This window comes from Caballeronia sp. KNU42 (genome assembly GCF_053760385.1).
Genome location: NZ_CM132388.1, coordinates 137,399 through 163,784, shown reverse-complemented (window position 1 = coordinate 163,784; position 26,386 = coordinate 137,399). Strand labels below are relative to the sequence as shown.

Here is a 26,386-nt window from a genome sequence, read left to right as displayed (position 1 = left end):
GGATGTTGTGGTTTATCGATGAAACGCGATGCATCGAACCATCAGGAAGCTTCGGACACTATCCTGGCATGGAGGTATGAAGCCATTGCAGCAGTTGCAATCCTGCTCCGGCTGCGAGAATTGCCAGCCCAAGTCCCAGGCGCGTGCGTTCACGCCACGCGCCGATAGAAACGTTTTTCATACTCGCCTCCTGACATCGATGCCTGGACCGGTTGACCCGGACTCGTTGCTTGCGCCACTCAGCGACAGTGGATTTTCATGTACCTGAATACGCGAGCCCAGGTTCGAATGGATGCAGTTGGGGAGAATATTTTTCGCAACTTCTGCCAAGCGGAATACGGTGAAAGGTGCCGGAAAGATTTATGCGACCGATGAAGACCGGCCGCACGATCCCCACAAGGCAGCGCAGGCTATACGCTGGCGCCTGTCTGGATTGGCCCGCCGGCCGTCCGATGGTAGAATCCCGTCCGCTTGGCGGGGTGATGAAATTGGTAAACATAGCGGACTTAAAATCCGCCGCCTAACGGCTTGCCGGTTCAAGTCCGGTCCCCGCTACCAGCGTCAGGATTCATTGAGCGTGCCTGAAAGAATGGGATGTTTTGCTGCCGCGCGAAGAGCAGCGCAATGATCGCTGTATATTCATACAGAAACATATCTGCACCGTTGCGCACCTTCCTGGATTTCATTCGGGCTGGCTGAAGAAAACGAGAAGGAAACGAGAGAGACGCTGATCGCGCATGGCTGACCCGTCTTATCGATGCCAAAACCGCCAGTCATCCTGTCCTCGCTTAACCGACTGAAGTAGACTGCGCGTCCTACCTAGCGCGAGCCATCATGAAACATCGAACCTTTTATGCGGTGGCCGCTGCTGCCGTTCTTACCTGCACCGCAGGCTGCTCGACCCCTTACCGCAACGGCCAGGAGTGCAAGGCCAAGATGGTCGAAACCTACCCGGCCTCTGAGCCCAAGCTGACGTACGAGTTACCCCGAGTCGCATATCAGGGTACGCGTGTCGTGGTCGAAGGCAGCTACATCAAGAAGATTCCACCGGCGGGCGTGACCCCCATCAAGACGACAACAGCGCAGATACAAGCAGCAGTCGAATGCACGTTCGAAGGCGACAAGCTCAAGACGTTCCAGTGGCTGACCCCCGCGGATCTGGCAGCAAAGTACCCGTTGAAACCGGACGCGAGCGACACGGAGTAGTCCCGGTCCGGCCGGTTCGCGAGACGTTGCCAGGTCGTTGCGGAGACAAACGCGCGTACTTCGCAGACTTGGCGCTCGACCAATGACATGTGCAGCAAATGCCGGCTACCTGCATCGGGCAGGGACGCCGCGGCCAGCGAATCCTCGTCGTCTTTAGTATCATCAGCGGCTCGCTTCACGCGTTGAATCCTCGAGCCCTCACCCATGCCCGCTGCCGCCCCCGATTCAAATTCGCACGCCCCGCATCAGCCCCACCACCAGCACTACTCCCGGGCGACGATCGCAGGCGTATCGGTCGCTAATATCTATACGAATCAGCCGCTGCTCGCGGCGTTTCGCGCGTCGTTCCCGGAAAGCGCGGGGCTGATTGGCGCGGTGCCCGCCGTCACGCAACTCGGCTACGCGATCGGCATGTTATTGCTCGCGCCGCTCGGCGATCGCTTCGACCGCCGCCTGATCATCCTTTTGCAACTGGCCGCGCTTGGCATCGCGCTTGTCGCGGCAACGGCCGCGCCCACGCTCGGCGTGCTGATCGCCGCGAGCCTGGCGCTGGGTATCGTGGCGACTATCGCGCAGCAAGCCGTGCCCTTCGCCGCTGAACTCGCGCCGCCGGCGCAACGCGGTCACGCGGTCGGCACGGTGATGAGCGGCTTGCTCATCGGGATTCTGCTCGCGCGTACGGTCTCGGGTTTCGTCGCGGAGTATTTCGGGTGGCGAGCCGTGTACGGCGCCTCCGTGGCCGCGACCATCGCGCTCGCGGTACTCGTGGTCATGCGCCTGCCGCGCAGCAAGCCGACTTCCACGCTGCCCTACGGCCGCCTGCTAGTTTCGATGTGGCATCTCGTGGTCGAGTCGCCGGCGCTGCGCGAGGCATCGATGACCGGCGGCGCCTTGTTTGCAGCGTTCAGCATCTTCTGGTCGGTGCTCACGTTGCTGCTTGCGGGCGAGCCGTTTCATCTGGGCCCTCAGGCAGCCGGTCTGTTCGGCATTGTCGGTGCAGCGGGCGCGCTGGCCGCGCCGCTCGCCGGCAAGTCGGCGGACAAGCGCGGGCCGCGGGCGGTGGTGTCGCTGTGCATCGTGCTGGTCGCCGTCTCGTTCGTGGTGTTCGCGCTGTCGGGACGTAGTCTCGTGGGCCTGGTGATCGGCGTGATCGTGCTCGATATCGGCGTGCAAGCCGCGCAGATATCGAATCAATCAAGAATCTATGCGCTTAAACCCGAGGCGCGCAGCCGCGTGAATACCGTGTACATGGTGGTGTATTTCATTGGCGGCGCAGCGGGATCGGCTGTTGCGTCGCTGGCATGGCATGCGTTCGGATGGGTCGGCGTGTGTATCGCCGGACTGGCGGCCACCGGGCTTGCCGGCTTGAGCCATTCGCGAAGCCGTTCAAAAGCGCTTGAGTCTGGCATTTGAATCGAGCTAAGAACGCTTGCGCGCGCTTAATCCCGCGCGCGGGCGTAATGATGCAACGCGTCGAGAACGCGGTCGAATTCCAGGGATTTATCGAAGAAATGGCGCACGCCGTATTGCAGGCAGCGCTCGCGGTAAGCCGGCAGCGCATGGTTCGTCAGCACGGCGGCGAAGGCCGAATCGGTCATGCCGGTGCGTTGCAAATATGCCAGCACCTCGACGCCGGAGCCCTGCTTGAGTTGCAGGTCGACAATCACCGCATCAAATCTTTCCGCTTCGAGCAGCCCGATCGCCGTCTCGGGCGTATCCGCCCACGCGGTGACCTGCAGCTCGCCGGACGCGTCGATCGCTTCCACCAGGCTGCGCCGGATCAACGGCGAGTCCTCGATCAACAGCACGCTCAGCGGCCGCTTGTGCGCGAGACCGGGATTATCGACGATCGTTTGTTGGCCCACGGCGGGCATCCTCCTACTCGATCAAACCGTTCTTGATCGCGTAATACGTGAGATCGGCATTATTCGCGAGCCGCATTTTTTCGAGAACCCGCGCGCGATACGTGCTGATCGTCTTCACCGATAAATGCAGCTCATCCGCGATCTCCGTTGGAATTTGGCCGCCCGCGAGCTTGCAAAAAATCTGGAACTCCCGCTCCGACAAAGCTTCGTGCGGCCGCTCGGTCGCGGGCTTCTCGAGCTTGTTGGCAAGCGCGTCGGCGATAAATTCCGACAGGTACCGGTGACCCCGCGCCACCGTCCGAATCGCCCGCACGATTTCGTCCGGCGCCGCGTCCTTGTTCAAGTACCCGTTTGCGCCGGCACGCAGCAGATTGATCGCGTACTGGCTTTCCGGATACCCCGACAGCATAAGCACGCCCTGCTCCGGGCGAATCTGCTTGATCACCCGCAAGGTGTCGATCCCGTTTTTATCCGGCATCGCGATGTCCAGCAACACGACGTCGAACGCGCTGCCACGTACGAGCGCAATGGTTTCGTCGCCGGTGGACGCTTCGGCGGCGACTTCCATGTCGGGTTCATCGGCGACGAATTGCCGGAATCCGCTTCGCACAATGGCGTGATCGTCCGCTATCAACACTCGAATCATCTGCGCTGCCCGCGGCCATTTTTATGGTGAATCGTTGTACCGGCGACGCGCGGCGGGAATCATCCCGACGCGCGTCGCCCTGGAGCTTCAGTCATGTTTTAAAGCAAACACGCGATCAGCCGTCGAGGCCATCCAGCAGGTCGGCCATGTCGTCGGCGTGCTCTTCCTCGACCGCCAGGATCGATTCGAAAATCCGGCGCGTGGTGACATCCTTTTCGCCGAGGTAGCGAATGATTTCGGCATACGTGTCGATCGCAATCCGTTCGGCAATCAGATTCTCGCGAATCATATCGATCAGGTTGGCGCCTTCCTTGTACTCGGAATGCGCGCGCGACGCGAGGCTCTCGGGCGCGAAATTCGGCTCACCGCCCAACTGGACGATGCGCTCGGCGATGGTGTCGGCGTGCTCCTGCTCTTCGGTCGCGTGCTGCGCGAATTCCGAAGCGACAGCCTCCGAATGGATACCCTTCGCCATGAAATAGTGGCGTTTATAGCGCAGCGTGCAGACGATCTCCGTTGCGAGCGAATCGTTCAGCAGCTTCAGGACGACTTCCTTGTCGGCGCCATAGGTCGACGTGACCGAACCATCGTCCATGTGCTGACGCGCGTTGGCGCGAATTTTTTCCATGTCCAGTACGAACGGATCGGACTTGCCGCCAGCTTCCTTCGATTGGGCCGGTGCAGCTTTTACAGCAGAGGATTTCGACATTGATGTGCTCCAGAGAGAATGGATCTTTGTTCGGCGGTTGGACAGGTTCGTGACGGCAGCCTCGCCGGATATAGGCCCGGACCGCCGTCCTCAGTCACTCTTTGCATCGCCCGCATACGGCGTGCCTGCTCGCGCAAACGAGCGAAGTTTAAGACCGCTAATCGACTATCTTCTTCGTCACGATAAAACCGAGCACGAGGAACACCACGCACAAGATCAGGAACAGCACGAACAGGAACTTCGCGATGCTGGCCGCACCCGCTGCCACGCCGGTGAAGCCGAGCAAGCCCGCGACGATGGCGACAATGGCGAAAAACAATGCCCACTTCAACATGATCGGTTCCCCAAAATGATTGGACTGGTAACAGGATGTTAGCGAGGCAGGTAAGAACCGGCATCTGGATGCCCGCCGGTTTTCGTGTAGGACATCACCTACAAGCGCTTTCAATCTAATTCGGGCTGACGCCAATCCAGCGCTAATCACCGTAATTCGATCAGCCCGGCACGGCGCGAAAAGTTACACTGGCCGGACAGAAAACCCGGCTGCTTCCTATGACTTCCTCTTTGCACGAAGGCGGCGCGGCGAATCCGCAAGCGGGCGTCACGCGGCGCGCAACCCGGTTCAGCACGCGTCTGAACGGTTGGATGCGCCGCTGGAGTTGGGCCGTCGCGATGACCGTCGCCATCGTGATTACCGTTGGCGGCCTCGTGATACTCGAATCCGGCCGCATGCGGATTGCTGCGGAATACGAGACCGCGCTCGACGCGAAAGGCGCCACCACGCAGTTGACCGCGCTGGCGGCGGACATCGCGTCGCTGACTGCCGATGAACGCGCGTTTCGCCTGGCGCCCGACGACACCTACACCGCCCACTACAGCGCAGCGGCGGCGAGGATAAAACAAACGGTTGCATCGCTGGATGCTTACTATCGGCGCAAAGCGGACGACACCGCGCTCGCCAGTTTCAAGCAGGTCGGCACGATCCTCGATGCGCGGATCAACGCGGGACTCGCGGCTCGCTCCGGTTCAGACACCGCATCGGGTAGCGATATCCTCGACAGCGCGCTCGCCCTGCTGCGTCTGAATGAAGAGCGCCGGGCGCAGTCGGCGCTCGACGCAAGCCGTGCCGACCAGCGCATTTCCACGGTCTGCGTGGGCGCATTGTGCGCGCTGAATATCGTGTTGTTCCTGCTGTTGTTTCGCAATCTCGGTATCCAGCTGGACAAGCAAGACCGTGTGCAGCAAAAACTGATTACGCAGCAAGAAGAGCTCGATCAGCTCGTGTTCGACCGCACGCGGCAGCTTGAGGCGCTCGCGTGGCATTTGCAGTCGGTGAGTGAAAACGAGAAAACCCAGCTTGCCCGTGAACTGCACGATGAACTCGGTGCGATCCTGACGGCGAGCAAGATGGATGTGGCGTGGGTCAACAACAAGCTCAAGGGCGCCGAGCCCGCGATGGCCGAGAAACTTGGCCGCGCGCTGGCGAATCTTGATCAGGGGATTGCGCTGAAGCGGCGGATTATCGAGGATATGCGGCCGACCGTTCTGGCCAATTTCGGGCTGGTCACGGCGTTGCGCACCTTCGCCGATGAAACCGCCCAACGCACCGGCTGGACGCTCGAGCTCGCGCTCCCCGCCGACGATATCAAGCTCGGCGAAGAAGTCGAAATCGCGTTGTTCCGGGTCGCGCAGGAATCGCTGACGAACGCGGCCAAATACGCGTGCGCATCGAGCGTGTCGATTGCATTGGCGCTGGATGACGAGCGGGTATCCATGCATATCTCCGATGACGGCGTCGGTATCCGCCCACAGGATCTGCAGCGCACGCACACGCACGGACTGCTGGGCATGCGCCAGCGGGTCAGCGCGCGCGGCGGCCGTATCGAGATCGAACGACGTGAGCCGCACGGCACCGATATCCGCGTCACCATGCCCCGCGCACGTAACTTCGATGCTTGAAGATGTATCGTCCGCCAGCTCTTTATTGGCGCTTGGGCAGCACCTGTAGGACGACGCCGACACAACTTGCAGAGCGCGCCTACGCAATAAAAACATCGACGCCTACAGCTTGCGAAGGCGCAGTTTTTTATGATTCATCAGACCGGTGTGGTCGATCGAAGCGGTAGCCGCCATGGTTTTCTTGTCGTTCCAAACCTGGCAAAACCGTTTCAAGGATCGGTCGTAGCCAAGGCCGCTGCTGAACACCAGGGCGGCCGGGATTCGAACATCGGGTACGTGTTCATGGCCAAACGGCCAGCGTACCCGCATCAAACTCAAGGGGAATTGCTCATGACTCGACTCATCGCTTTGCTGTTGATCGCCGGAACTGCCGCACTCGCAGCTTGCAATACAGTGGCCGGCGCCGGCCAGGACCTCTCGAAGGGCGGCAACGCAATTACGAATTCGGCCGACAAGCACAACGCGGAGTAAGTGAAGAAGGCAGCGCCGGATAGTTGCTGACGGCTGTCTTCATCGGCTCCCGGGCTTTGTGTCTGTATGCCGACAACGAAACGCTGACATGAAACTCGATCAAGAAGAACCTCCGCTGGCGGAGGTTCTTTGTTTTTGTCTCGGCTAAAACTCGTGAACGCACATCAGTTGGAAGCAGGCGGTAAAGCTGTCCAGCTGCCCGCCTCGGGACGTTGCGTGATGCGCTCGATTGGCTCGGCAGCCTGCGATTCGATAAGGCCGCCAATCAAATCGGCGAAAGGCTTGATGTTCCGGTATGTGCTGGCCTGCTCGAGCGCCGCCAGATAAGCGGTACGGGACTGAACGGTCACGATGGTCCAAAGATAGCCGCCTGTTGTCAGCAGGTAGTTCATGAGAAAGCGGCTGAGGCGGCCATTGCCGTCCATGTACGGGTGGATGAACACGAAGATGAAATGACCCAATACCGCGCGCACGCCCGGGTGCTCTTCCGCCTGCAGCAGGTCGAAGAGCGCCGGCATGCAATCCCGTACGGCTTCGGGCGCCAGCGGTACATGCAACGCATTCCGGATAAACACGTTGTTGTTGCGATACCCGGCCAGATCGCTTGCCTTCAAGATACCCGCGGTCACGCTTGGCGAAAACAGCGTCACGTACCACTGTGAAAAATCTCGCTTGAGGGTGGCGGAAGGATCGCTGGCTTCGGCCACTACCCGTCCGATCAGGGAGCGGACCCGGGCATGGGTCTCCGCATAACCTTTAGCCGCCATGGCATCCCTCGCCAACCGGTCTTCCCTGTTGGTCAAGGGGCTCCAGTCGCCATTGCGAACCTTCGCGATCAGGTCGGTGCTGACCCGATACCCTTCGATAGACAACGAGTGATACGCGTCCGCGACGTACCTTGCCTCTATGTCGTTCAGAAGCGCTTCGCTGTCGGGGTTCGGCAAGCAGGGAATATCGCGGAAACGGTCGATCACGATATCGCGCATGCCCGACCACATGGCCTGGATGCGCTGCACGTACGGCGACTCGTTCATCCGGCCGCCAATATGGGCCAGCGGCCGCTCGAACGGGTTACCTTCGATAACGACGTAGGCCGCCGCTTTCATGGTATCGAGGAGCTGGTCGGCATCCTGATCCCGGCCGACGGCCCGCAACGCCCCCGCCATGCGGCCGGCAACAACACTGTGACCTCCCTCGAGCAATCGGGAGGTCAGCGTACTGATGTCGACCTGACGGGTCACGATCTGCGCGGCGAGCTCATGCGTGTGAAAAAAACTCGGACTTGCCCGAATCAGCGCTTCCGGCACAGGGAGCAGCATGAGTCCGCTCGCGTTCGGCGCGCGGCCGTCCACCAGCATGTCAGGCTTGGTTCGATAGAGGAACATGGAACAGCCGTGAGGCAATGCTTGCGGCTGGTTGGTCGCCAGCGGCGAGTACAGCAGGACCTGCTTTTCGATGCTCGTGTGGCCGCTGTGCTTCAGGAGCGAAAGCTCGGGGCTGACCTGCCACTGGTCCGCGAACCTGGAGTGGGCGTACGCAGCCACGAAGGTTTCCATGTTCGCGTACCAGTGCGTGGAATCGCCCTCACCGTCTTCCGGATTGTTCGACTGATACCAGCCTTGAATGACCAGCTTGAGGAAACCGGCATTCTGGAGCCGCTCACGGTGCGTGCGAGTGAGCTCGGGATGCGCACTTACCTGAAATACAGAAAGGCCCCTGTCCTGCAGCGCTTTGAGGATCGACAGGGAAGAAGCCAGTTTTTCGTTGGGCGCAGCCACGCGGTTCGCTCCGGAGACTTCAGACCATAATTAGAGTTTTGTGTCGTATTATATCCAGAGTTTTGTGTTGTACTATAACTCGACTTTTGTGCTTTACTATAATTAGAGTTTTGTGCTTTTTTTAAGGATGAAGGCGGGGTCAAAACTGGCAAAAGCCATTCCTACAAAGGATATCCGCCGGCAGTGCACGGAGTTCGTTGCGTGTAAATCGACGTCACAATTCCGATTTTTTCGCGCATTTTAGATCCCCAAATCATGCGGCCGCAGGCCGTTCAGGGACGTGGCGGACGTGCTGTCCGCCTGTTCGACGGCGCGCATAAGCGGGTTTCGATCAGGTCGAACGATAGCCAGGTCTGAGGACTGTCTTCTCCGGTGATCCGCTCAAGTCATAAAAAACGGCAGGCCGTTTCTCCGGAATCTTCCGAAACGGTCCGCCGTCTTTGTACTTCCGGCCGCCACGCCGACGTCAAACCAGCCCGCGCCTCTTGTAATCGAACCAAAACGACAAACCCACGCTCGCCAGGATGATGAGGGTCGCCATCACGGTCCACTTCGTGATCACTTCGCCGAGAAACAGCGCGCCTATCACCACGGCCACCACGGGATTCACGTACATGCAGCTGCTGGCAATAATCGGACTCGTATGGCGTATCAAGTATGCATACGCGACATACGCGGCCATCGAGCCGACCAGCATCAGGTAGAGGTAGGCCAGAAACGGCGTGAACCCCATGCTCACGATACGTTCGCCCGACACCCAAGCAACGATTGTCGCCATCGCGCCGCCAAGACTGATCTGCAGAGCCGTCGATACCAGCAGGTCGGACGGCAGCTTCAGACGCCCCGCGAGAAACGAGCCGGCGGCCCAGAAAACCGCGCCGCAAAGGATCGCGAGACTACCCGCGGTTGAACCCGACGACGGATCACCGTGATTCAGCAACGCAATCCCGACCAATCCAAGGCCGACCGCGATCCACTCACCCTTCGCCACTTTGCGGCCTGCAATGGCCGCGATCACCGTGGCGAACAACGGCACGGTCGCGACCATGACGGCAGCCGTACCGGTCTCGACCGTGCGCATGCCGAACGCGAGCATCCCGCTCGATAAACCCACCAGCAACGTTCCGACCGCCGCGGCGTTGCGCACTTCGGCGAAAGTCGGCCAGACCGGGTCCCGACGCGCGGCGAAGATGAATAAACCAATGCCGGCGAACAGGTTGCGCAAGCCGGACAGCATCAGCGGCGGAAACGATTCCAGCGACAGATGCACCGCCATGTAGGTGGAACCCCATACGAGGTACACCACGCAAAGGGCAAGCGCCACGCGGCCGCCGTGCGTCGCCGGAAGCCGGAACGGGAAGCGGCCGGGAAGGTTGAACGGGCGACGCTCGCGGGTATCGGTATCGGGCGAAGGTTGCGCGCTCGTCACGCCCGGCGAGCCATCCGATGACGGCGATGCAGACACTGATGCCGCGTCGGCCGCTGCATGCGGAAACGGCAGCACATCGGCTGAGGGCTGCGAATGGGGCGGCACGAACTGCTGTGGTGGCGAATCGGAACCCGGCAATCGCGGCGGCAACGGTGTGGACATCCGTTACTCCGCGACGAAGATGATTGAAGCATCAGCCGGCCAAACGGCCAAGCTTACAACCGCCGGTTTCGCTTCACCCGAAACGAGGGGAAGCGAGGAACGGCGCGCATGCCGCTTGAGCGTCGCGGCAAAACGGGCAAGGCAGGACAACATGTCGGAAGCAGAAAAAGGGGTCGGGCAACAACGTGCCGAAGCTCGATAACGGCTTGAAAAGCCGGCAGGAGCCGCCGCGAGTTTGCCGGACCGATCGGTGAAAAATGTCGGCCGCATCCGGGAAAACACGGTGGTCGCCATTATGCAGTAAGCCATGCATACGCACGCGTGAGTGTTACAGATGGTTGCCAACACGCTACGGCGAGGTGTATTGTTGCGGCTGCTAACGCGGGGGTCCTGCGCTGCACATCGCAATCTGTCACCGGATTGTCCGTGTGTCGCGGGTGAGAAATACCCTTTGAACCTGATCTGGATAATGCCAGCGCAGGGAAGCGTTCGGATTTTGCAGCGCTTGGGGTCTTTCTTGGGTTTTACTCTTCCTCGCGCATCCCCGCCAAGTCCGCCCGCCTCCTTCTCTGCTTTTCTCCGGTCTCCCGCAGCTAGCGTTTGACTCAGCCGATCTCGTGCGCTCTCGTGCCATTTGGTGCATTTTCGTGCGCGTGGCGTTTTTCGCCGGCCGGCTGGGAAACACCCGTCCCCCGCAAACATCTGCATGGGACCGGAGTAAGCGCTGAAGCGCCAACACCGGTCGACAAAGGAGAGCCGCATGAACGCCAATCCGAAATTCCTCTCCGACGACGCTGTCGTCGACGCTGCCGCCATCGCGCCGCTGCCCAACTCGCGCAAGATCTACGTGACGGGTTCACGCCCCGACATCCGTGTCCCGATGCGGGAAATCACGCAATCCGACACCAACGAAAGTTTCGGCAGCGAAAAAAATCCTCCGGTCTATGTCTACGATTGCTCCGGCCCGTATTCGGACCCGGAAGCGAAAATCGATATCCGCTCGGGTCTGCCGGCCGTACGCCAGGGCTGGATCGAAGAACGTGGCGATACGGAATCGCTCGGTGGCCTCTCGAGTAATTTCGGCCGTGAGCGCGCCGCCGATCCGGCCACCGCCGACCTGCGTTTCAAGGGCCTGCATCGCACGCCGCGGCGCGCCGCGCCGGGCAAGAACGTCTCGCAGATGCACTACGCACGCCAGGGCATCATCACGCCGGAAATGGAATACATCGCGATCCGCGAGAACCAGCGCCGTGCTGAATATCTGGAATCGCTGCGTACAAGCGGTCCGAACGGCGAAAAACTCGCCGCCATGATGGGCCGCCAGCATCCGGGCCAGGCGTTCGGCGCCCAGGCTTTCGGTGCCAACGCGCCCAAGGAAATCACGGCCGAATTCGTGCGCGAGGAAGTCGCCCGCGGCCGCGCGATCATCCCGGCGAACATCAACCACCCGGAAAGCGAACCGATGATCATCGGCCGCAATTTCCTGGTGAAGATCAACGCGAACATCGGCAACTCGGCGGTGACATCGTCGATTGGCGAAGAAGTCGACAAGATGACGTGGGCCATCCGCTGGGGCGGCGACACGGTCATGGATCTTTCGACCGGCAAGCATATTCACGAAACGCGCGAGTGGATCATCCGCAACAGCCCGGTGCCCATCGGCACGGTGCCGATTTACCAGGCGCTCGAAAAGGTCAACGGCAAGGCCGAAGACCTGACCTGGGAAATCTTCCGCGACACGCTGATCGAACAAGCGGAGCAAGGCGTCGATTACTTCACGATCCACGCCGGCGTGCTGCTGCGCTACGTGCCGATGACCGCGAACCGCATGACGGGCATCGTGTCGCGCGGCGGATCCATCATGGCGAAATGGTGTCTGGCTCATCACAAGGAAAGCTTCCTGTATGAGCACTTCGAAGACATCTGCGAAATCATGAAGGCCTACGACGTGAGCTTCTCGCTCGGCGACGGCCTGCGTCCCGGCTCGATCTACGACGCCAACGACGAAGCCCAGCTCGGCGAACTGAAGACGCTCGGCGAGTTGACGCAGATCGCGTGGAAACACGATGTGCAGGTGATGATCGAAGGTCCGGGCCATGTGCCCATGCAGCTCATCAAGGAGAACATGGACCTGCAACTGGACTGCTGCGACGAAGCGCCGTTCTACACGCTTGGACCGCTCACCACGGATATCGCCCCGGGTTACGACCACATCACGTCGGGTATTGGCGCGGCGATGATCGGCTGGTTCGGCACGGCCATGCTCTGCTACGTCACGCCGAAGGAACATCTCGGTTTGCCGAACAAGGACGACGTGAAGACCGGCATCATCACGTACAAGCTCGCCGCGCACGCCGCCGATCTGGCGAAAGGTCATCCGGGCGCTCAGGTGCGGGACAACGCGCTCTCCAAGGCGCGTTTCGAATTCCGGTGGGATGACCAGTTCAACCTCGGTCTCGATCCGGACAAGGCGCGCGAATTCCACGACGAAACCCTGCCGAAGGACTCGGCCAAAGTCGCGCATTTCTGCTCGATGTGCGGCCCGCATTTCTGCTCGATGAAGATCACCCAGGACGTCCGTGAATATGCGGCGAAGCAAGGGGTATCGGACATCGAAGCGCTGAAGCAAGGCATGGAAACGAAGGCGATCGAGTTCGTGAAAAAGGGCGCTGAGATCTACCAGCGCACGTAAGAAGGATCAAGCCACGCGCGCCGCAAAGGCGCGGCGATCCGGTGACACGTGAAGCGGCCTGTCGCATGCCATATGCGACAGGCCGCTTTTGCGTTTTGGAGGCCGCATAACTCCATATTCACCTGCTGAATACGACGGTCGGGCACTGTTTCTGCTCTTACGTTGAAAGGATCGGCAAGCACTGTCTTTTCGCCACCGGGTTGGACGTGGACAGTCAGGCTCATCCGCTCAGCGCAAATGATGCGCGGCATGTGCTGGATATGCTGGATGCGCGACCTGGAGCCTCGCCGGTTTAACAGCAACCCGTCAGACCTTCGTGATTCATCGTTTTGGAGAGTTGAAATGGACAAGATCAAACAGATTGGCGCTGCTGCTCTCATCGCCGCACTTCTCGGCGGCCTGTCTGCATGCGATCAAATGAGCACCCGCCAACGCGATACAGCCGTCGGCGCGGGTATCGGCGGCGTGGCGGGCGCAGCGCTGGGCGGCAGTGCGTTGTCGACGGTGGGTGGGGCGGCCGCAGGCGGCCTGATCGGTAACCAGGTCGGCAAGTAGGTTGATAAGCTGGCGAGCCGGATGAGTATTTATCCAGCTCGCCTTGCCCGATCGCCGCCCTTCAATTACACGTCGATCAGCTGCAACCGAGCTCGTCGCTTAGGCGACTCACTGGCGCGCCCACAATCCAGTCCTGCGAAACAGATCGAAACATTGGGTGGCGCCCCCGTACTTTCCCGCGTTTCAGCGATGCGCTAGGCTCCTGACATTCCGTTCATTCGAACGGCCGCGTTTCGACGCAATGAGGAGTCGCATCATGAGCCCGAAGCTCGCACTATCCGCCCTTGTGGGCGCTTTGAGCTTGAGCGCTTGTTACTACGTGCCGTACGGTTCGTATGGCTATTACCCGGCCTATCCACCCTACGCGGGTACTCCGGTAGTCAGCACAGCACAAACGCAGCAGGAGATTCCTGTCACGCCAGTAGGGGCGCCCGCCTCCGGCTATACGCAAAGCTATCAAGGCACCGACAACACCCCCGCGTCCGCGTATGCATCAACAACACCGCAATACGTCGACGCGCCGCCTGTTGCCTATGCGCCGTATCCCGCTTATTACCCGAGCTATCCGGTCTACGCGCCCTATCCGGCCTATTACGGTGGCTACGGTTATCCCGCATACGGTTACGGTCCTTCGCTGTCGGTCGGCTTCGGCTGGTACGGCGGCGGCGGGCGCGGACATTATTATCGTCACTGAACGGGTCGCTCTCTGCTTTTAAGCATGGACGAGCTTACCCGTTCGATGTAATGCTTTCACATGAACCACGCTGCAATAGCGCGGTTTGCTTGTCTGAACGCTTGTTGTCCGCGATGTCCGATCACGTCAGCAGCGCTTCACCGGCGATTCCGTGGCAGCCGGTGTGATATGGCACGCTTTTCGCTGAAATACCTGCTCGCTTCGCCGCCCCGGGCGCTGCCGCCACAGGAATCGTCACCATGCTGGTCTTCGCGCTGGTCCTACTTTGGCTTGCCGCCTGTCTTGGCGTGATCTCCGTCTGGGTATTGCGCCGCGCTTCACCGGACTCGCCCGAGACCGGTGCTTCTGATCCGCGTGAACCCACCACGCGCTAAAGCGTCGGATTATCCCGAAGGTATGGTTAATCCTTCTTTGACGCACGCCATCCTCGTTCTATCCTTAGTCCAGACGCATTAGGCAAACGCTTACTTGCAAAGGTGCGTTGGGCGACGCCGCGCTTTTCCTTTTCGCAAGCGAACGAAGCTCACGGGGCAGTGAAAACCGGTCGCCATGACCGGAGAACGCCACGCGTTCAGCAAAATAAAAGCAAGGAGACCCTATGTTTCATCAGATTCTGACGCCTGTCGGCGGCTCACTCGGCTTGTCCTTTCTCGTCGCCGTGCTACCTATTGCAGTCGTGCTGGTTCTGCTCGGTTGGGCGCGCCGGCCTGCCTGGCAAGCGTCGCTCGCCGGACTGATCGTTGGCGTAGTGATAGCTATCGCCGTGTGGCATTTCCCGGTGGGCCTGGCAATTGATTCGGTCGCGGCAGGCGCCGTGTTCGCCGTCTGGCCGGTCATGTGGATCGTATTCACCGCGATCCTGCTCTATAACATCGCGCAGCGTTCGGGCCGCTTCGAAGCGTTCCGGGTATGGATGATCGACAACCTCCCGAACGACCGGCGCATTGTGCTGGTCGTGATCGGTTTCTCCTTCGGCGCGCTGCTGGAAGGCATCTCCGGGTTTGGCACGCCGATCGCCATTACGAGTTCACTGCTGATCCTGCTCGGCTTTCCGACGCTCGAAGCGCTGACCTTCACGCTGATCTTCAACACTGCGCCGGTCGCGTTCGGCGCGCTTGGCGTGCCGATCACCGTGCTCGGCGCCGTGACCCATCTCTCCCCTGACCTGCTCGCCAAGATGGTCGGCCGCCAGTTGCCGCTCTTCGCGCTGCTGCTGCCGTTCTATGTGATCGGCGTGTACGCGGGCTTTCGCAATATGCTCAAGATCTGGCCGGTGTTGCTGGTGGCCGGCGGAACGTTCTCGCTCACGCAATTCGTCACGTCGAACTACATCAGCTACTCGCTCACAGATGTGCTCGCGTCGATGGTTTCACTGATTCTCACGATCGCGTTCCTGCGCGTCTGGAAACCTGCCCACGACGAACGCTTCGCCGTCAACGTGGATAGGGCAGCGCAAGTCCGCGGCAAGCTTTCAGGCGGCCATGGATGGGTGCCCTGGATCGTGGTATCGGTCGTGGTGATCGTGTGGACGGTCGCGAAGATCTTCCTGATCGGCGATGTCAAGGTGCCGTGGCCAGGTCTCGACAAAGCCGTCTTCATCACGCTCTATAACCAGCCGTACGGCGCGATCTGGGACTTCCAACCGCTCGCGACCGGCACCGCGATCCTGGTTGCATCGATCATTACCGCCCTGATCGTGCGGCTGCCGGCGAGCGAATTCGGCGCGGCGATCGGCGATACGTGGGTGCAAACGCGCATCGCCATCCTGACGGTCGCGACCATCGTCGGGCTCGCGTACCTGATGAACTACTCCGGCATGAACTACACGCTGGGACTCGGCGTGGCGTCAGTGGGAGCGCTCTTCCCGCTGGTCTCGGCGTTCCTCGGCTGGGTGGCGGTGTTCCTGTCCGGCAGCGACACATCGGGTAATGCGCTGTTCGGCAATCTGCAAGTGGTCGCGGCACGCCAGCTCAATCTCAATCCCATCCTGATGGCAGCGACGAATTCATCCGGCGGCGTGATGGGCAAGATGATCTCGCCGCAAAACATCTCGACGGGTGTCGCCACCACAGAACTGAAAGGCAAGGAAGGCGTGGTATTTGCGAAGACATTCAAGCACTCCATTCTGTTGACTCTGGTGCTGGGTGTACTGGTCTGGCTGCAGCAGAATGTGCTGACGTGGATGATTCCGCATTGAAGGGATTGCGGACGGGTTTCTTGTTTTTTAACGGGCTGTTTTGAACGTCGATGTTCCTGCCGCGCGGGAATGCGGGTGGCAGGGCTTGGCTTCCCAGGGCTATAAGCGGCGCCGATGCGTCGAATTCCTCGCCACGCGTAAGTGCGCGTGGCGAGGAACCGGCATTCACACAGGCGTTGCGAGCCGGTATATGCGTTTCGTCGCCAACGGGACTCTGCCGGGCGAAGCGCGTCGACATTCGTTGTTGACCAGGCCCGAAGCGAATCGCCTTACGAGATGGACTGGATGCGCCTCACTCACCCACCACTCGTCCGCGCGTTGCCTTCACCGCGCCTCGCCGCACTTTTCCATCGACCCTTCGCAACTGCGACGCCCGGGTCGGTTTCGTCGCGACCCGCGTGCGGCGTGTCACGCTTACGCGCTGGATCATCTCGTCGAGCCGCGCAAGCGCCGCCGCACGATTCATGTCCTGCGTGCGGTGTTCCTGCGACTTGATGATGATCACCCCGTCGCGCGTGATGCGACTGTCGCGTAGCGCGAGGAGGCGCATCTTGATCGTGTCCGGCAGCGACGACGCCTGGATGTCGAAGCGCAGGTGAATCGCGCTCGACACCTTGTTGACGTTCTGACCGCCCGCGCCCTGTGCCCGCACGGCGCTCAGTTCGACTTCGTTCGGCTGGATCACATACTCGATCGTATGATTCACAATGCCGCCTCCGCAATGCGCGCGGCCAGACCCGAATCACGCCGCGTAGGTGTGCGGACGGCCTGCGCGAAGACGTCCGCCGAGCCGATCACGTCTATGCGGCTTCGCGCGCGCGTGATCGCCGTATAGACCAGTTCCCGCGACAACATGCGGCCAAACGCGCTCGGCAATACCAGCGCGGCATGCTCGAATTCCGAGCCCTGCGATTTGTGGACTGTCAGCGCAAATGCCGTTTCGTGGGGCGGCAATGCGGCGGGAGAGAGCATTCGCAGCGTTCCGTCGGCCATCCGGAAGCAGACCTGCATGGCGCCGCTGGCCGCCGGCAGCGCGATGCCGATATCGCCGTTGAACACGCCCAGCGCATAGTCGTTGCGCGTCACGATCACCGGCCGTCCCGCGAACCATTGAGCGCCCGCGCCCAGCGTGACCGATGCAGCCGCCCGGACCCACGCCGATACGCGCGCGTTGATTTCATCGACACCACGCGGACCATGACGTGTCGCGGCGAGGATGCGAAAGCGGTTGAGCGCATCGAAAAGCGCTGCCGCCCCCGTTCCCCCTTCGAGCGTTTCCGCAAGCGTTTTGGCGAGCGTTCGCGCGTACGGTTCGAAGCCGGCATTCAGGCGCGCCAGCGTGCGCTCGGAGAGATGAGCTCCCGCATCGTCGATAAGCAGCGCCGCTCTCACCGGGTTGTCCTGACTACCGGGCGTCAAGGCGGCAAGCGCGTCGTCAACGGAACCGCGTCGGATGGCGACCGACAACCTGCCAATATCAGAATCCAGGCCGAACCGATAATTACGCTGCAACCACACGACGCAATTGGTCAACGGACTGATAGCTGCTTGATCGAGTGCGACAGGCGCCGCCGGATGCCAGTTGACTTCGGGCAAGTCGCCGAGGGCATCGTAAGCATCGGTGCCGTCGTCCGGGATCAGATAGCCGGGTTCGTCGATCCACATGGGTTCGATTTCAAGCAGCGCGGCATGATCATCAGCTTCAGCATCACCGCCACGGTCGTTCGGCAACGCGTCGATGAACCGATCTTTCGGCATCGACAGCGCTGCCGCAATCCGCGCGGCGCCTGTATCGCTGAAAACGGGCCGAGCGCTCAACTCAGCGAATACAGCGCCTGCTTCCACGGCGGCAAGTTGATCCTTGTCGCCAAGCATCACGAGTCGCGCACCGGGAGCAACCGCTTCGAGGAGATGCGCGGCCAGTGCGACATCGATCATCGATGCCTCGTCGATTACGATCACGTCAAACGGCAGCGGATTGTCACGATGATGCCGGAAGCGCCCGTTCGCCTGCGTGCCGAGCAGACGCTGCAGCGTGAACGACGTGCGCGGCAAACGCGCGGCCAGCTCCGGCGGCAATACATTGGCGCGTTCGACCAGTGCCTCTTGCATGCGCTGTGCCGCCTTGCCCGTGGGCGCCGCGAGCGCGATGCGCAAAGCCGGGTTCTCGTCGAGAAGGCAAGCGAGCACACCGACAACCGTCGTTGTCTTGCCCGTTCCCGGACCGCCGCTCACGATGGTGAGACGCCCCGACAACGCGACGAGCGCGGCCACGCGTTGCCAGTCAATGCCGTCATCCTTTGACTCGGTGAAATAGCGCCCTACGCGCGCTTTCAATTCAGCCGGATCGGGCGCATCAGCAAACACCTGGGCACGTTCGACCAGCGCCCGCGCGAGCCGCCGTTCGTAGTCGAAATAGCGGGCGAGATAAATCCGCCGGTTGGAATCTATAACGAGAGGCAGCAGGTCCGCGGCAGCTTCCCGGCCGTCACACGCCACGCCGCTTGCCAGCAGCGCGGCATGTACCGCGCCCACGGTTTCGCCATAGCGCTGCGCGAGTGCATCGAGCGCGATACACACGTGCCCTTGCGTGGTCGCGCGGCTTACTGCAAACGCCGCGCGCTGGGCCCAGTGTACGTTGTCGGCTTTTCCCTGAAGGCGCTTCGATAACGCGCCTATCCGGCGCGCGAATCCGTCAGCGAGCGCGATGCTGTCGTCGGAGACGAGAGTGAGGTCGGGCGCGTTCATGCGGCAACTCCTTGCATCAGTCGATCGATTGCCTCGATCAGTTCCAGCGATGGCTTGCCCACATGCACTCCAGCCGGCCTGTCAGCATTGCGCCAATCGGGTCGTACGCCGCGCACGAACAAATACAAATAACCGCCGATGTGCCGCTCAAACGCGTAGTCACGCAATCGCAAGCGCAAATAGCGATGCAGCGCGACCGTATAAAAGAGCGCCTGCAGATGATACGCATGCGAGGCCATGGCGGCGTCGAGCGCTTCCTCGTCGTAGTCGGCGGCTGTCAGTCCAAGATGATTCGACTTCCAGTCGACAATCCAGAACCGACCTTCATGCTCCACGATCAAGTCGATGAACCCCTTGACGAAGCCGCGCAAGGTTCCGGCTTCCAGCGCGACGTCGGGGAAGCCATGCGCGATGAGCAAGCGTCGCAAGGACGGGAAATCCAGCGATTCTGCGGGGAACAGGAACTCGAGTTCATTCATGCGCCGCTTGGTGGAAATGGTGTCGAGACGCATGCCGTGTACGAGACCGGTTGCGACAGTGTCGGCGAGAAGACGCGCCATCATTGCTGGGAGATTGGCGGCCAGCGCATCCGATGCTGAAACGGGAATGGGATGTTCATGTAACGCGCGCTCGATCGCTTCGGGCCACGTGGCGGGGTCCGTGAAATCCGCGAGTTCGTACATGCGATGCAGGCACTCGCCCGCCGACGGGCCTCGCGGGAATAAGAGGATATCGTCGGCACCGAGTTGGATCGGGGCTGCGGGCAATGGCGTCTCGATCGGCGTGAGTGCGTCGATGCGCCCGTCGTGGTCGGGGCGTTCGTCCGTGGGCAACGCCTGATTCGATTCCTCACGTGCGCCGGCCGCGATCATCGAACTGAAGCTGGCGGTCCGCCAACTGTCACGCAACGCGCGACGACTCGTTCGAGGCCGCGGCGTGAAACCCGCGTCGCGGGTTACAACGAGCGGTTCTCGCACGTCGATCACCGGCAGGGGTTCAACGGAGATCGAGCCTGTCGCAAGCGCTTGCCAACTTCCGATCACATCGTCTTCTTCGGGCGGCTCGGCGAGCCAGTCACCGAACGCATGGCCAGCGCCGGCGACCAACCAGTTCAGCACGCTGCGCCGCGATTCCTTCGCGGATTTGCCGATCAGATACACGCCTCCAACCACGTAACACCGGTACACCGCGCGCGTGAGCGCAACGTAGACGAGCCGCGCGCGTTCAGCGGCTTGCTCGCGCGTGGCGAGTCCGGACGCGCGTTCACCCTCTTCGTCGGTGTAGCCGTAGTGCAGAATGGCCGCTCCGTCGTCGTGGTATTCGCGGGCATCGGGCAGTCCTGTGGACGGCGGGTCGCGCAACGCGCCGTCGTTCAGGAACGGACAGAACACGACCGCGTATTCCAGGCCCTTCGATTTATGCACCGTGACGATTTGCACAAGATTGCGATCGGATTCGAGCCGCAACTGCGCATCTTCTCCACCGCCCTGCTCTGCGCGCTGCGCGGCCAGCCAGCGCAGCGTGGGCGCAATGCCGGGTTGAACCGCGCCACGCGCCTGGATCAACTCAGCCAGATGATTGACGTTCGTCAGGCGGCGCTCGCCGTCCGGACCGACAACAAGACGCTGCGCGATCAGCAGCTCACGCGCAAGCGTGCGCCACATCACCGCAAAACCGCGCTCGTGCCATAGCATCCGGTAACGCGAGAAACGTTCGACCCAGCTCATGGCATCGGTTGCGTCGGAACCTTCTACCGCTTCGCTATGCTCCATGTTCCACAGCGCGGCGGCGTCGAGCCCAAGCCAGTCCGTTGCAAGCGCCGCGCGCAAGCGACGCAAGTCGCCGGGGGTATCGATGGCGGCCAGCAATCGCTCGATCTGCTCCGCATCGAACGTACCGAATACCGAAGCCTGCGCCAGTTCCACGCTGCCCACGCCCCAGCTTGCGAGCACCCGCTTGACAAGACTGCCTTGCCGATGTGTTTGCACAAGTACGGCAATCTGGCCGGGCGACAGGGGCTTGTCGCCGATCGTTACTTCGCCGTTTTGAGCGCCGCGCAACAACCGCACGACCTCTGCCGCGCAAGCTTCCGCCGCCTGACGGTTGGCGTTCGTTTTCGACAACGCCGAATCGCCTTGCGGCAACATCCATACGCAGAAATCGGCGGTATCGGAATAGGCGGCTGACGCCGTGATGTCGTTGAACGGCTTGCGCTCGCGTGTGCCTGCACGCACCGGCTGGTATGTCAGTCCATCGAGGATGAACGCCGCCGGATTTGTGCCGAAAATGCGGTTGCAGGCATTGATGATTGGTTCAGTCGAGCGCTGGTTAACGGCAAGCGTATATCTCGCCGACGCTTGCTCGCGCGCCGTCAAATACGTATGCAAGTCAGCCGCACGAAAACTGTAGATGGCCTGCTTCGGATCGCCGACCAGAAACAACGGCCCTTGCGGCGCGAAGATGCTGTTGAAGATGGCGAACTGCAGCGGATCCGTATCCTGGAATTCATCGATCAACGCAGCCGGATAACGTGCCCGAAGTGCATCGGCAAGCCACGGATTGGCGTCGAGCGCCTGATACAGGTTGGACAGCAAGTCATCGAACGACACCACGCGCCTCGTCCGCTTGCGCACCGCCAATTCCAGCGGCGCGTAGTCAAGCCACTCGCGCACGATGCCAAGCCATGCCGCGCGCTGCGCCGCTTCCGCGGCGGCAGCGGCTGCGGCAAGCGTCTCGGCGTGTTCAAAGAACACGTGCGAGGGCGGCTCGTTCTTCACTTTCGTGCCTTTCTTCAACGCGCTCGCCGTGAGCTTCAGCGCTTCCTTGGGCGGCGCAGCGTGACAGTCGTTGTCGGCGAAATAATCGGACCACGCAGCAATTGCCGCGTCGATCAGCGTGCGCTTGTGCGTGGTCTTGCTCAGCTTCGCTTCGGCGTCGATCAGCAACTGCACGATAGTGTCACGCTCGGCGTGCCACACTGCGCACGCCGTATCGAACAGCGCTTGCGCGTCCTCGCGGTGAGCAAGCTCCGATTCACCCCAGCGCAACGTGGCGAGCGGCTTTTTAAGCCGGCGCGAAAGCTGCGCGTCGAGCGATGCCGGTCCCGCGCCCTTGCTCACGAGCCACGCCGCGAACGATGAATCCCTCGCGGCGGCCGGCTCGACCCGTTCACGCCAGAAGTCAGCCGCCATCTCGAAGCGCAACGCGCTGTCGTCGGCTTCCAATTCGAACGCGAATGGCATGGTTGCAGCAAACGGCGCCTCTTGCAGCGCTCGCTGGCAAAACGCGTGGATCGTGTGGATGGCGGCCTGATCGAAGGTGTGAAGGGCAATCCTGATGCGCTTGAGCGCTTCGTCGGGTTCAATCCGTTCAAGCGTAGTCTCGAACAGGCGTTCCAGGAACGCGTCGTTCGCGGTGTCACCGGTTTCCATCGCGTGCGCGATCTGGACGAGCCGCGAACGGATGCGCTCATGCAGTTCGGCCGTGGCCGCTTTCGTGAACGTGACGACAAGGATCGCATCGGCAGCAAGCTTCTTTTCCAGCAGAAGCCGAACGTACAGCGCGCAGATGTTCCAGGTCTTCCCCGTTCCCGCCGATGCTTCGATCTGGTTCACGCCGTCGAGCGAACACTCGAAGACATCGAGTTCCTCGGCCATGTTGGCGGTCGTTGTGGTCGGTTCGGTATGCGTCATGCGTCGCTCCGCATGTGCAGGATCAACGGCTCGAAGACGATCTTGGCCAACGAGGCGAAAGTGTCATCGAGTCTCAGTTCAGCGCCGCGAAATGCGATGCGCAACGCGGGATCGTCGGATTCTCCGCGCGTCCTGTCCGACACCCACACGCCCTGCGCTTTGGACTCGCTCTCCTTGACCCACGTCCATGCGCTCTTCGGAAAGAACCGCAGCGGCAAGCGCCGCCCGGCGCGATACAACGCGGCGAGCGTCGCGAGGTGCGCGTGCGGATCGTCGACGGGCATTAGTTCAAAGCCGCTCGATTGCGCGCCGCGGCCGTGCCACACCGTGCGTCGCGGGCCATCGGGCAACGCGGCGCAATAAGCAAGATGTGCGAGCCATGCAGAGAGATAGTCGCGGGCGCGCGGCACGTCGTATCGGTAAATGATCTGGCCTTCGTCAGTGAGCAAATTCAAGGTGCCGTGAAGCTGCAGAGGCTGCAACGCGTCGGCTTGCAATGTGGCGTCGGCGCGGCCGAATAACTCGGCATCTGGCCAACGCGGCTTGATATCCAGCGTGAATGGCAAGCGGGTCGCGCCTTCCGCTGTCGCGACCCGCACCCGGTTGGCTAGCGAATGCAACGCGCCGATTTCCCGCGATTGCCACACGCCGCCCGTCGCACCGCCTGGCATTTCCGGACTCGCACCCGCGACCCGGCGCGCACGATCGAGTCCGCGCGATTCATTGTCGGCGGTAAGCTCGAGCAACGCGGGCAACACCCGCTCGGCCAACGCGGCACGGCCCGGGTATTCGAGCGTGAACGGTTCCGTATCGCCGAGTTCGGTCTCGGCGTCGAAGAGCGCGATGCCGAGCCGATCCCGCAAGATAGCGCGCGCCGGATGACGCCAGAACCGCTCGAAGTCATCGAATGCAACGGGTTCAACCTCTTCCGCCGGCAACGGTTCACTAAAGAATTTCACTGACGGTTCTATCTTGCCGAGCGCGAGCGTCTGCGCCAGTTCCGCGCGCTCCGGCTCGTAGGTGAACAATGGCGCGCTGAAGTACTCGGGCGCGAACGGCTGCAACGGGTGCTCGAACACAAAGCGGCGGCGCGCGTCCTCAAGCTCTTTCGGCGACGCCCCCTCGCCCGCCACCGTTTCCTGCAGATAGTCGAGCAATTCGTCGATCAACGCGGCCGGCGGCAACGCGGCGTTGTCGCGAATGCTGCGGCCCGTGTACGCGATCATCAAACGGTCCCGTGCTGACAACAGCAAGTCGAGGAACAAGTTGCGTTCGTCATCGCGACGCTGCCGGTCACCGAGCTTGCCGAAACTCGCCATCAGGTCGAATTCGTCGGCGCGTGTGAGGCTCGGCAACATGCCGTCGTCCATGCCGAGCAGGCAGACCACGCGATACGGCAATCCGCGCAAGCTCGTCAGCGATGAAAACGTCACGCCGCCCCATGGGACGCCGCCGCGCGCAGCGTCGTCGAGTGCTTCGGTGAGTGCTGTTCGCAGAACGTCGGCGGCAATTTCAGTGTCGACAGCGCCTTCGCTCATGGAAAGCATCAGTGCATCGAGGGTCGAACGGACATCGGCGATCGAGTCCGCGAATGGCAGACCGGCATCGAAGAATTGCGTGAGCGCGTTGAGCAGCACTTGCGTCCAGGCCTGCGGCGTACGCGGTGTGGCTATACGCTCGCCGAACGCATCGATGTCGTCGATAAATCGCGCCAACCGGCCGAGCAAGTCGGCATCCGACCCTTGCGCGCCGCCAACCGGCAACCATTCGTCGACCGGCGCGCCACCGTCGGGCAGCGCATAGCCGAGGAACAAGCGCGTGAGAGCGTCGGAGAACGTGTGCCGGGCCGCGGGCACGTCGGCGGCAGTGACGGCCGAGGGCGTAAGCCCGCGCCGGGCGCCGGCCGCCGCAAGCCATGTCTGCGCGGTTTCCAGCGCGACGGCATCTATGCCATAACGCGCCGCGACCGCGTCGACCCGCAACCATTCGATCAACTCGGGCGCACCCACGCTGCGTTCAGGCAACGCCAGCCAGTCAAGCAGCACGCGCGCAACCGGATTTGCCTGCGACGGCGGCAAACCCGTGATCCGATAAGGAATCCGCCGGCGCTCACCGGCCACGCCAACAGGCGCGGTGCCAAACACCCCGTCGATGAGCGGTCCCGCCGCCGCGAGATCCGGAAACGCCACGAGCACGTCCGACGGCTGCAACCCATCTATCTCGTCGAACCAGCCGAGCAAACGATCGTGCAACACTTCAAGCTGCCGCGACAAGCTATGGCATACATGAATTTCGATACCGGGTTCAAGCGCTTCGTCAGGCTCAGCGACCTCGCTCAAATTGAGGATCGCGTTCTGCACGCGAGCGAGCCAAGTGGGCGCAGGATTCTCCTCGAAATGGCTGGCCTCGCGTGAGGCCGCGCTCTCCGTCAACTCGCGCAGCATATGCAACTGCGCCTGCGTCTGGCGGCCCCATTCGGCGAGCAGCGGATGACCCACCTCCTGGAAGTCCAGCTTCCCCGCCAGTTCAAGCTGCTCCACCCGCGCCTCACTCACGATATCAAACCAGAACTCGCGGCACGGATCGATGGCATAGATCCGTACGTCGATCCATCGCGACAACTCGCGCAGCAACGCGATATGCAACGGCGGCATGGTCGGCAACGCGAACACGCTCACGCGCTCCGGCCACTCGGCCTTCATCACGGCGTCGAGATCGAGCTTTGGTGATTCAGTCAGGAAGCGGTACGCGGGTGGCGTGGGATCATGAGCGCCTGCGTTCTGTGCGAGGTCGGCGAGCAGCGCGCGCCACAGCGCGGCCTGCCAGCGTTCGTCTTCGCGCTGGATAGCCGTGGCGTTCGGCAGGCGTGGACCGTTTGCATCAATTGCCCCGCCGGCCGACGCCAGGATCGACCCTCCTGCCTGCCAGTGCAGCAGCCATTCCGGCCGATACGTCAAATAGTGATCGAACACGGTTGCGATACGCCGTGCGAGTTCGTAACGCATGGCGTCGTCGGCAGCGTCAAGATAGGCGCGCAGTCGCGACGAGCTCTCCGGCGCAGCCTCCGTCATTGCACCGAGCAGCCGGAAGCAGCGCCACACCAGCCGGTCGGGCGCAAACGGTGAATGCTCGGGCACAGGCAAAACGTCCCCGATCCGGGCCCACAACCACTGCGCGAGATAACACAGGTCCACGTTTGCACAAATGCCAAAGCGTGCGGCCATGTCCAACTCGAGCCGGCGGCGCACCGCTGCGCTCGGCACGATGATCGTCTGGCTCGCGAACGGATCGCCGTCATTCAGCGCGAACGCGGCGACGTCGTCGAGCAGCGCCTGCGACAGCGTTTCATGGCGATTCGAATAGAAAAGTTCGAGCATGGATCCTGCTAGTTGGGCATGAAAGGCAACGGCTCGAACGGCCAAAACGACGGACGTGTCGCGAGGTGAAACGACAGGATAGCAAAGGCCGTTCTTAACCGGCATTCGTCCGAACGGCCTAGGTTTGCATGGCGTCGAGTTGGGTTAGACTCGAAGCCACATTGAGTCAGGTCCGGGTTTGCCGGTATGGCATGCCGAGTCCATGG

21 protein-coding genes, 1 tRNA gene and 1 riboswitch are annotated in these 26,386 nt (G+C 61.6%); of the genes, 9 read left to right on the top strand and 13 right to left on the bottom strand.

Annotation, left to right across the window (positions count from 1 at the left end):
• Positions 1–58: 58 nt before the first annotated feature.
• A complete protein-coding gene (locus ACSOSP_RS00630) occupies positions 59–181 on the bottom strand; it encodes a hypothetical protein (protein WP_455308990.1) in 123 nt (40 codons plus the stop codon).
• A gap of 292 nt (positions 182–473) precedes the next feature.
• Between ACSOSP_RS00630 and ACSOSP_RS00625 the strand changes: the two genes are divergently transcribed.
• From ACSOSP_RS00625 to ACSOSP_RS00615, 3 genes are all read left to right on the top strand, one after another.
• Positions 474–558 (top strand) — tRNA-Leu (locus ACSOSP_RS00625).
• 276 nt (positions 559–834) lie between these two features.
• The gene (locus ACSOSP_RS00620; RefSeq protein WP_455308989.1) at positions 835–1,206 is read left to right on the top strand and encodes a hypothetical protein; all 372 of its coding nucleotides are present in this window, start codon (positions 835–837) and stop codon (positions 1,204–1,206) included.
• A 204-nt stretch (positions 1,207–1,410) separates the two neighbouring features.
• A complete protein-coding gene (locus ACSOSP_RS00615; protein WP_455308988.1) occupies positions 1,411–2,619 on the top strand; it encodes an MFS transporter in 1,209 nt (402 codons plus the stop codon).
• Between the two features lie 26 nt (positions 2,620–2,645).
• Here the strand turns inward: ACSOSP_RS00615 and ACSOSP_RS00610 are convergent, their stop codons facing one another.
• From ACSOSP_RS00610 to ACSOSP_RS00595, 4 genes are all read right to left on the bottom strand, one after another.
• Positions 2,646–3,071 carry a response regulator gene (locus ACSOSP_RS00610; protein WP_455308986.1) on the bottom strand — a complete coding sequence of 142 codons (426 nt, stop codon included), beginning with the start codon at positions 3,069–3,071 and terminating at the stop codon, positions 2,646–2,648.
• 13 nt (positions 3,072–3,084) lie between these two features.
• Positions 3,085–3,717, bottom strand: a complete 633-nt coding sequence (locus ACSOSP_RS00605) for a response regulator (RefSeq protein ID WP_455308984.1) — start codon at positions 3,715–3,717, stop codon at positions 3,085–3,087.
• 115 nt (positions 3,718–3,832) lie between these two features.
• Positions 3,833–4,426 carry a ferritin-like domain-containing protein gene (locus ACSOSP_RS00600; protein ID WP_455308982.1) on the bottom strand — a complete coding sequence of 198 codons (594 nt, stop codon included), beginning with the start codon at positions 4,424–4,426 and terminating at the stop codon, positions 3,833–3,835.
• 157 nt (positions 4,427–4,583) lie between these two features.
• Positions 4,584–4,760, bottom strand: coding sequence for a DUF1328 domain-containing protein (locus ACSOSP_RS00595; protein ID WP_031363849.1), 177 nt, complete (start codon positions 4,758–4,760; stop codon positions 4,584–4,586).
• Positions 4,761–4,978: 218 nt separating this feature from the next.
• Between ACSOSP_RS00595 and ACSOSP_RS00590 the strand changes: the two genes are divergently transcribed.
• The gene (locus tag ACSOSP_RS00590) at positions 4,979–6,385 is read left to right on the top strand and encodes a sensor histidine kinase (protein WP_455308980.1); all 1,407 of its coding nucleotides are present in this window, start codon (positions 4,979–4,981) and stop codon (positions 6,383–6,385) included.
• Positions 6,386–6,487: 102 nt separating this feature from the next.
• Here ACSOSP_RS00590 and ACSOSP_RS00585 read toward each other — a convergent pair whose 3' ends face one another.
• A complete protein-coding gene (locus ACSOSP_RS00585; protein ID WP_455308979.1) occupies positions 6,488–6,703 on the bottom strand; it encodes a hypothetical protein in 216 nt (71 codons plus the stop codon).
• A gap of 12 nt (positions 6,704–6,715) precedes the next feature.
• Here ACSOSP_RS00585 and ACSOSP_RS00580 point away from each other — a divergent pair, with 12 nt between their 5' ends.
• Positions 6,716–6,856, top strand: a complete 141-nt coding sequence (locus ACSOSP_RS00580) for an entericidin A/B family lipoprotein (RefSeq protein WP_031363847.1) — start codon at positions 6,716–6,718, stop codon at positions 6,854–6,856.
• 164 nt (positions 6,857–7,020) lie between these two features.
• Here the strand turns inward: ACSOSP_RS00580 and ACSOSP_RS00575 are convergent, their stop codons facing one another.
• The 3 genes from ACSOSP_RS00575 to ACSOSP_RS00565 all read right to left on the bottom strand — a co-directional run bounded on the left by ACSOSP_RS00575 (position 7,021) and on the right by ACSOSP_RS00565 (position 10,519).
• The gene (locus ACSOSP_RS00575) at positions 7,021–8,634 is read right to left on the bottom strand and encodes a Fic family protein (RefSeq protein ID WP_455308978.1); all 1,614 of its coding nucleotides are present in this window, start codon (positions 8,632–8,634) and stop codon (positions 7,021–7,023) included.
• A gap of 466 nt (positions 8,635–9,100) precedes the next feature.
• Positions 9,101–10,225 carry an EamA family transporter gene (locus ACSOSP_RS00570; RefSeq protein WP_455308976.1) on the bottom strand — a complete coding sequence of 375 codons (1,125 nt, stop codon included), beginning with the start codon at positions 10,223–10,225 and terminating at the stop codon, positions 9,101–9,103.
• A gap of 3 nt (positions 10,226–10,228) precedes the next feature.
• Positions 10,229–10,519, bottom strand: coding sequence for a hypothetical protein (locus ACSOSP_RS00565; protein ID WP_455308974.1), 291 nt, complete (start codon positions 10,517–10,519; stop codon positions 10,229–10,231).
• Between the two features lie 79 nt (positions 10,520–10,598).
• Positions 10,599–10,727: riboswitch (TPP riboswitch) on the top strand.
• 258 nt (positions 10,728–10,985) lie between these two features.
• Between ACSOSP_RS00565 and thiC the strand changes: the two genes are divergently transcribed.
• The 4 genes from thiC to ACSOSP_RS00545 all read left to right on the top strand — a co-directional run bounded on the left by thiC (position 10,986) and on the right by ACSOSP_RS00545 (position 16,363).
• A complete protein-coding gene (thiC, locus tag ACSOSP_RS00560) occupies positions 10,986–12,917 on the top strand; it encodes a phosphomethylpyrimidine synthase ThiC (protein ID WP_455308972.1) in 1,932 nt (643 codons plus the stop codon).
• Between the two features lie 342 nt (positions 12,918–13,259).
• Entirely contained in the window at positions 13,260–13,472 is a 213-nt protein-coding gene (locus ACSOSP_RS00555; protein ID WP_455308970.1) for a glycine zipper 2TM domain-containing protein, read from the top strand.
• 256 nt (positions 13,473–13,728) lie between these two features.
• Positions 13,729–14,166 carry a hypothetical protein gene (locus ACSOSP_RS00550; RefSeq protein WP_455308968.1) on the top strand — a complete coding sequence of 146 codons (438 nt, stop codon included), beginning with the start codon at positions 13,729–13,731 and terminating at the stop codon, positions 14,164–14,166.
• A 598-nt stretch (positions 14,167–14,764) separates the two neighbouring features.
• Positions 14,765–16,363 (top strand): L-lactate permease, encoded by a 1,599-nt coding sequence (locus ACSOSP_RS00545; protein WP_455308966.1) that lies wholly within the window; start codon positions 14,765–14,767, stop codon positions 16,361–16,363.
• Between the two features lie 292 nt (positions 16,364–16,655).
• Here ACSOSP_RS00545 and arfB read toward each other — a convergent pair whose 3' ends face one another.
• From arfB to recC, 4 genes are read right to left on the bottom strand one after another with little or no spacing between them, the layout of a single operon-like run.
• Entirely contained in the window at positions 16,656–17,069 is a 414-nt protein-coding gene (arfB, locus tag ACSOSP_RS00540) for an alternative ribosome rescue aminoacyl-tRNA hydrolase ArfB (protein ID WP_235210661.1), read from the bottom strand.
• Entirely contained in the window at positions 17,066–19,111 is a 2,046-nt protein-coding gene (locus tag ACSOSP_RS00535) for an AAA family ATPase (RefSeq protein WP_455308964.1), read from the bottom strand. Before ACSOSP_RS00535 ends, arfB begins: the two co-directional genes overlap by 4 nt.
• Entirely contained in the window at positions 19,108–22,803 is a 3,696-nt protein-coding gene (recB, locus tag ACSOSP_RS00530) for an exodeoxyribonuclease V subunit beta (RefSeq protein WP_455308962.1), read from the bottom strand. The genes ACSOSP_RS00535 and recB overlap by 4 nt, the downstream gene beginning before the upstream one ends.
• Positions 22,800–26,180 (bottom strand): exodeoxyribonuclease V subunit gamma, encoded by a 3,381-nt coding sequence (gene recC / locus ACSOSP_RS00525; protein WP_455308961.1) that lies wholly within the window; start codon positions 26,178–26,180, stop codon positions 22,800–22,802. The genes recB and recC overlap by 4 nt, the downstream gene beginning before the upstream one ends.
• Positions 26,181–26,386 lie beyond the last annotated feature (206 nt).

Bases quoted from the DNA above. Each gene is read 5' to 3' on its own strand.
- ACSOSP_RS00615 (WP_455308988.1), top strand. From the start codon at position 1,411: ATGCCCGCTGCCGCCCCCGATTCAAATTCGCACGCCCCGCATCAGCCC.
- thiC (WP_455308972.1), top strand. From the start codon at position 10,986: ATGAACGCCAATCCGAAATTCCTCTCCGACGACGCTGTCGTCGACGCT.
- recC (WP_455308961.1), bottom strand. From the start codon at position 26,180: ATGCTCGAACTTTTCTATTCGAATCGCCATGAAACGCTGTCGCAGGCG.
- ACSOSP_RS00580 (WP_031363847.1), top strand. From the start codon at position 6,716: ATGACTCGACTCATCGCTTTGCTGTTGATCGCCGGAACTGCCGCACTC.
- ACSOSP_RS00630 (WP_455308990.1), bottom strand. From the start codon at position 181: ATGAAAAACGTTTCTATCGGCGCGTGGCGTGAACGCACGCGCCTGGGA.
- ACSOSP_RS00620 (WP_455308989.1), top strand. From the start codon at position 835: ATGAAACATCGAACCTTTTATGCGGTGGCCGCTGCTGCCGTTCTTACC.
- ACSOSP_RS00605 (WP_455308984.1), bottom strand. From the start codon at position 3,717: ATGATTCGAGTGTTGATAGCGGACGATCACGCCATTGTGCGAAGCGGA.
- recB (WP_455308962.1), bottom strand. From the start codon at position 22,803: ATGACGCATACCGAACCGACCACAACGACCGCCAACATGGCCGAGGAA.
- ACSOSP_RS00590 (WP_455308980.1), top strand. From the start codon at position 4,979: ATGACTTCCTCTTTGCACGAAGGCGGCGCGGCGAATCCGCAAGCGGGC.
- ACSOSP_RS00570 (WP_455308976.1), bottom strand. From the start codon at position 10,225: ATGTCCACACCGTTGCCGCCGCGATTGCCGGGTTCCGATTCGCCACCA.
- ACSOSP_RS00595 (WP_031363849.1), bottom strand. From the start codon at position 4,760: ATGTTGAAGTGGGCATTGTTTTTCGCCATTGTCGCCATCGTCGCGGGC.
- ACSOSP_RS00600 (WP_455308982.1), bottom strand. From the start codon at position 4,426: ATGTCGAAATCCTCTGCTGTAAAAGCTGCACCGGCCCAATCGAAGGAA.
- ACSOSP_RS00565 (WP_455308974.1), bottom strand. From the start codon at position 10,519: ATGGCGACCACCGTGTTTTCCCGGATGCGGCCGACATTTTTCACCGAT.
- ACSOSP_RS00535 (WP_455308964.1), bottom strand. From the start codon at position 19,111: ATGAACGCGCCCGACCTCACTCTCGTCTCCGACGACAGCATCGCGCTC.
- ACSOSP_RS00550 (WP_455308968.1), top strand. From the start codon at position 13,729: ATGAGCCCGAAGCTCGCACTATCCGCCCTTGTGGGCGCTTTGAGCTTG.
- ACSOSP_RS00545 (WP_455308966.1), top strand. From the start codon at position 14,765: ATGTTTCATCAGATTCTGACGCCTGTCGGCGGCTCACTCGGCTTGTCC.
- ACSOSP_RS00555 (WP_455308970.1), top strand. From the start codon at position 13,260: ATGGACAAGATCAAACAGATTGGCGCTGCTGCTCTCATCGCCGCACTT.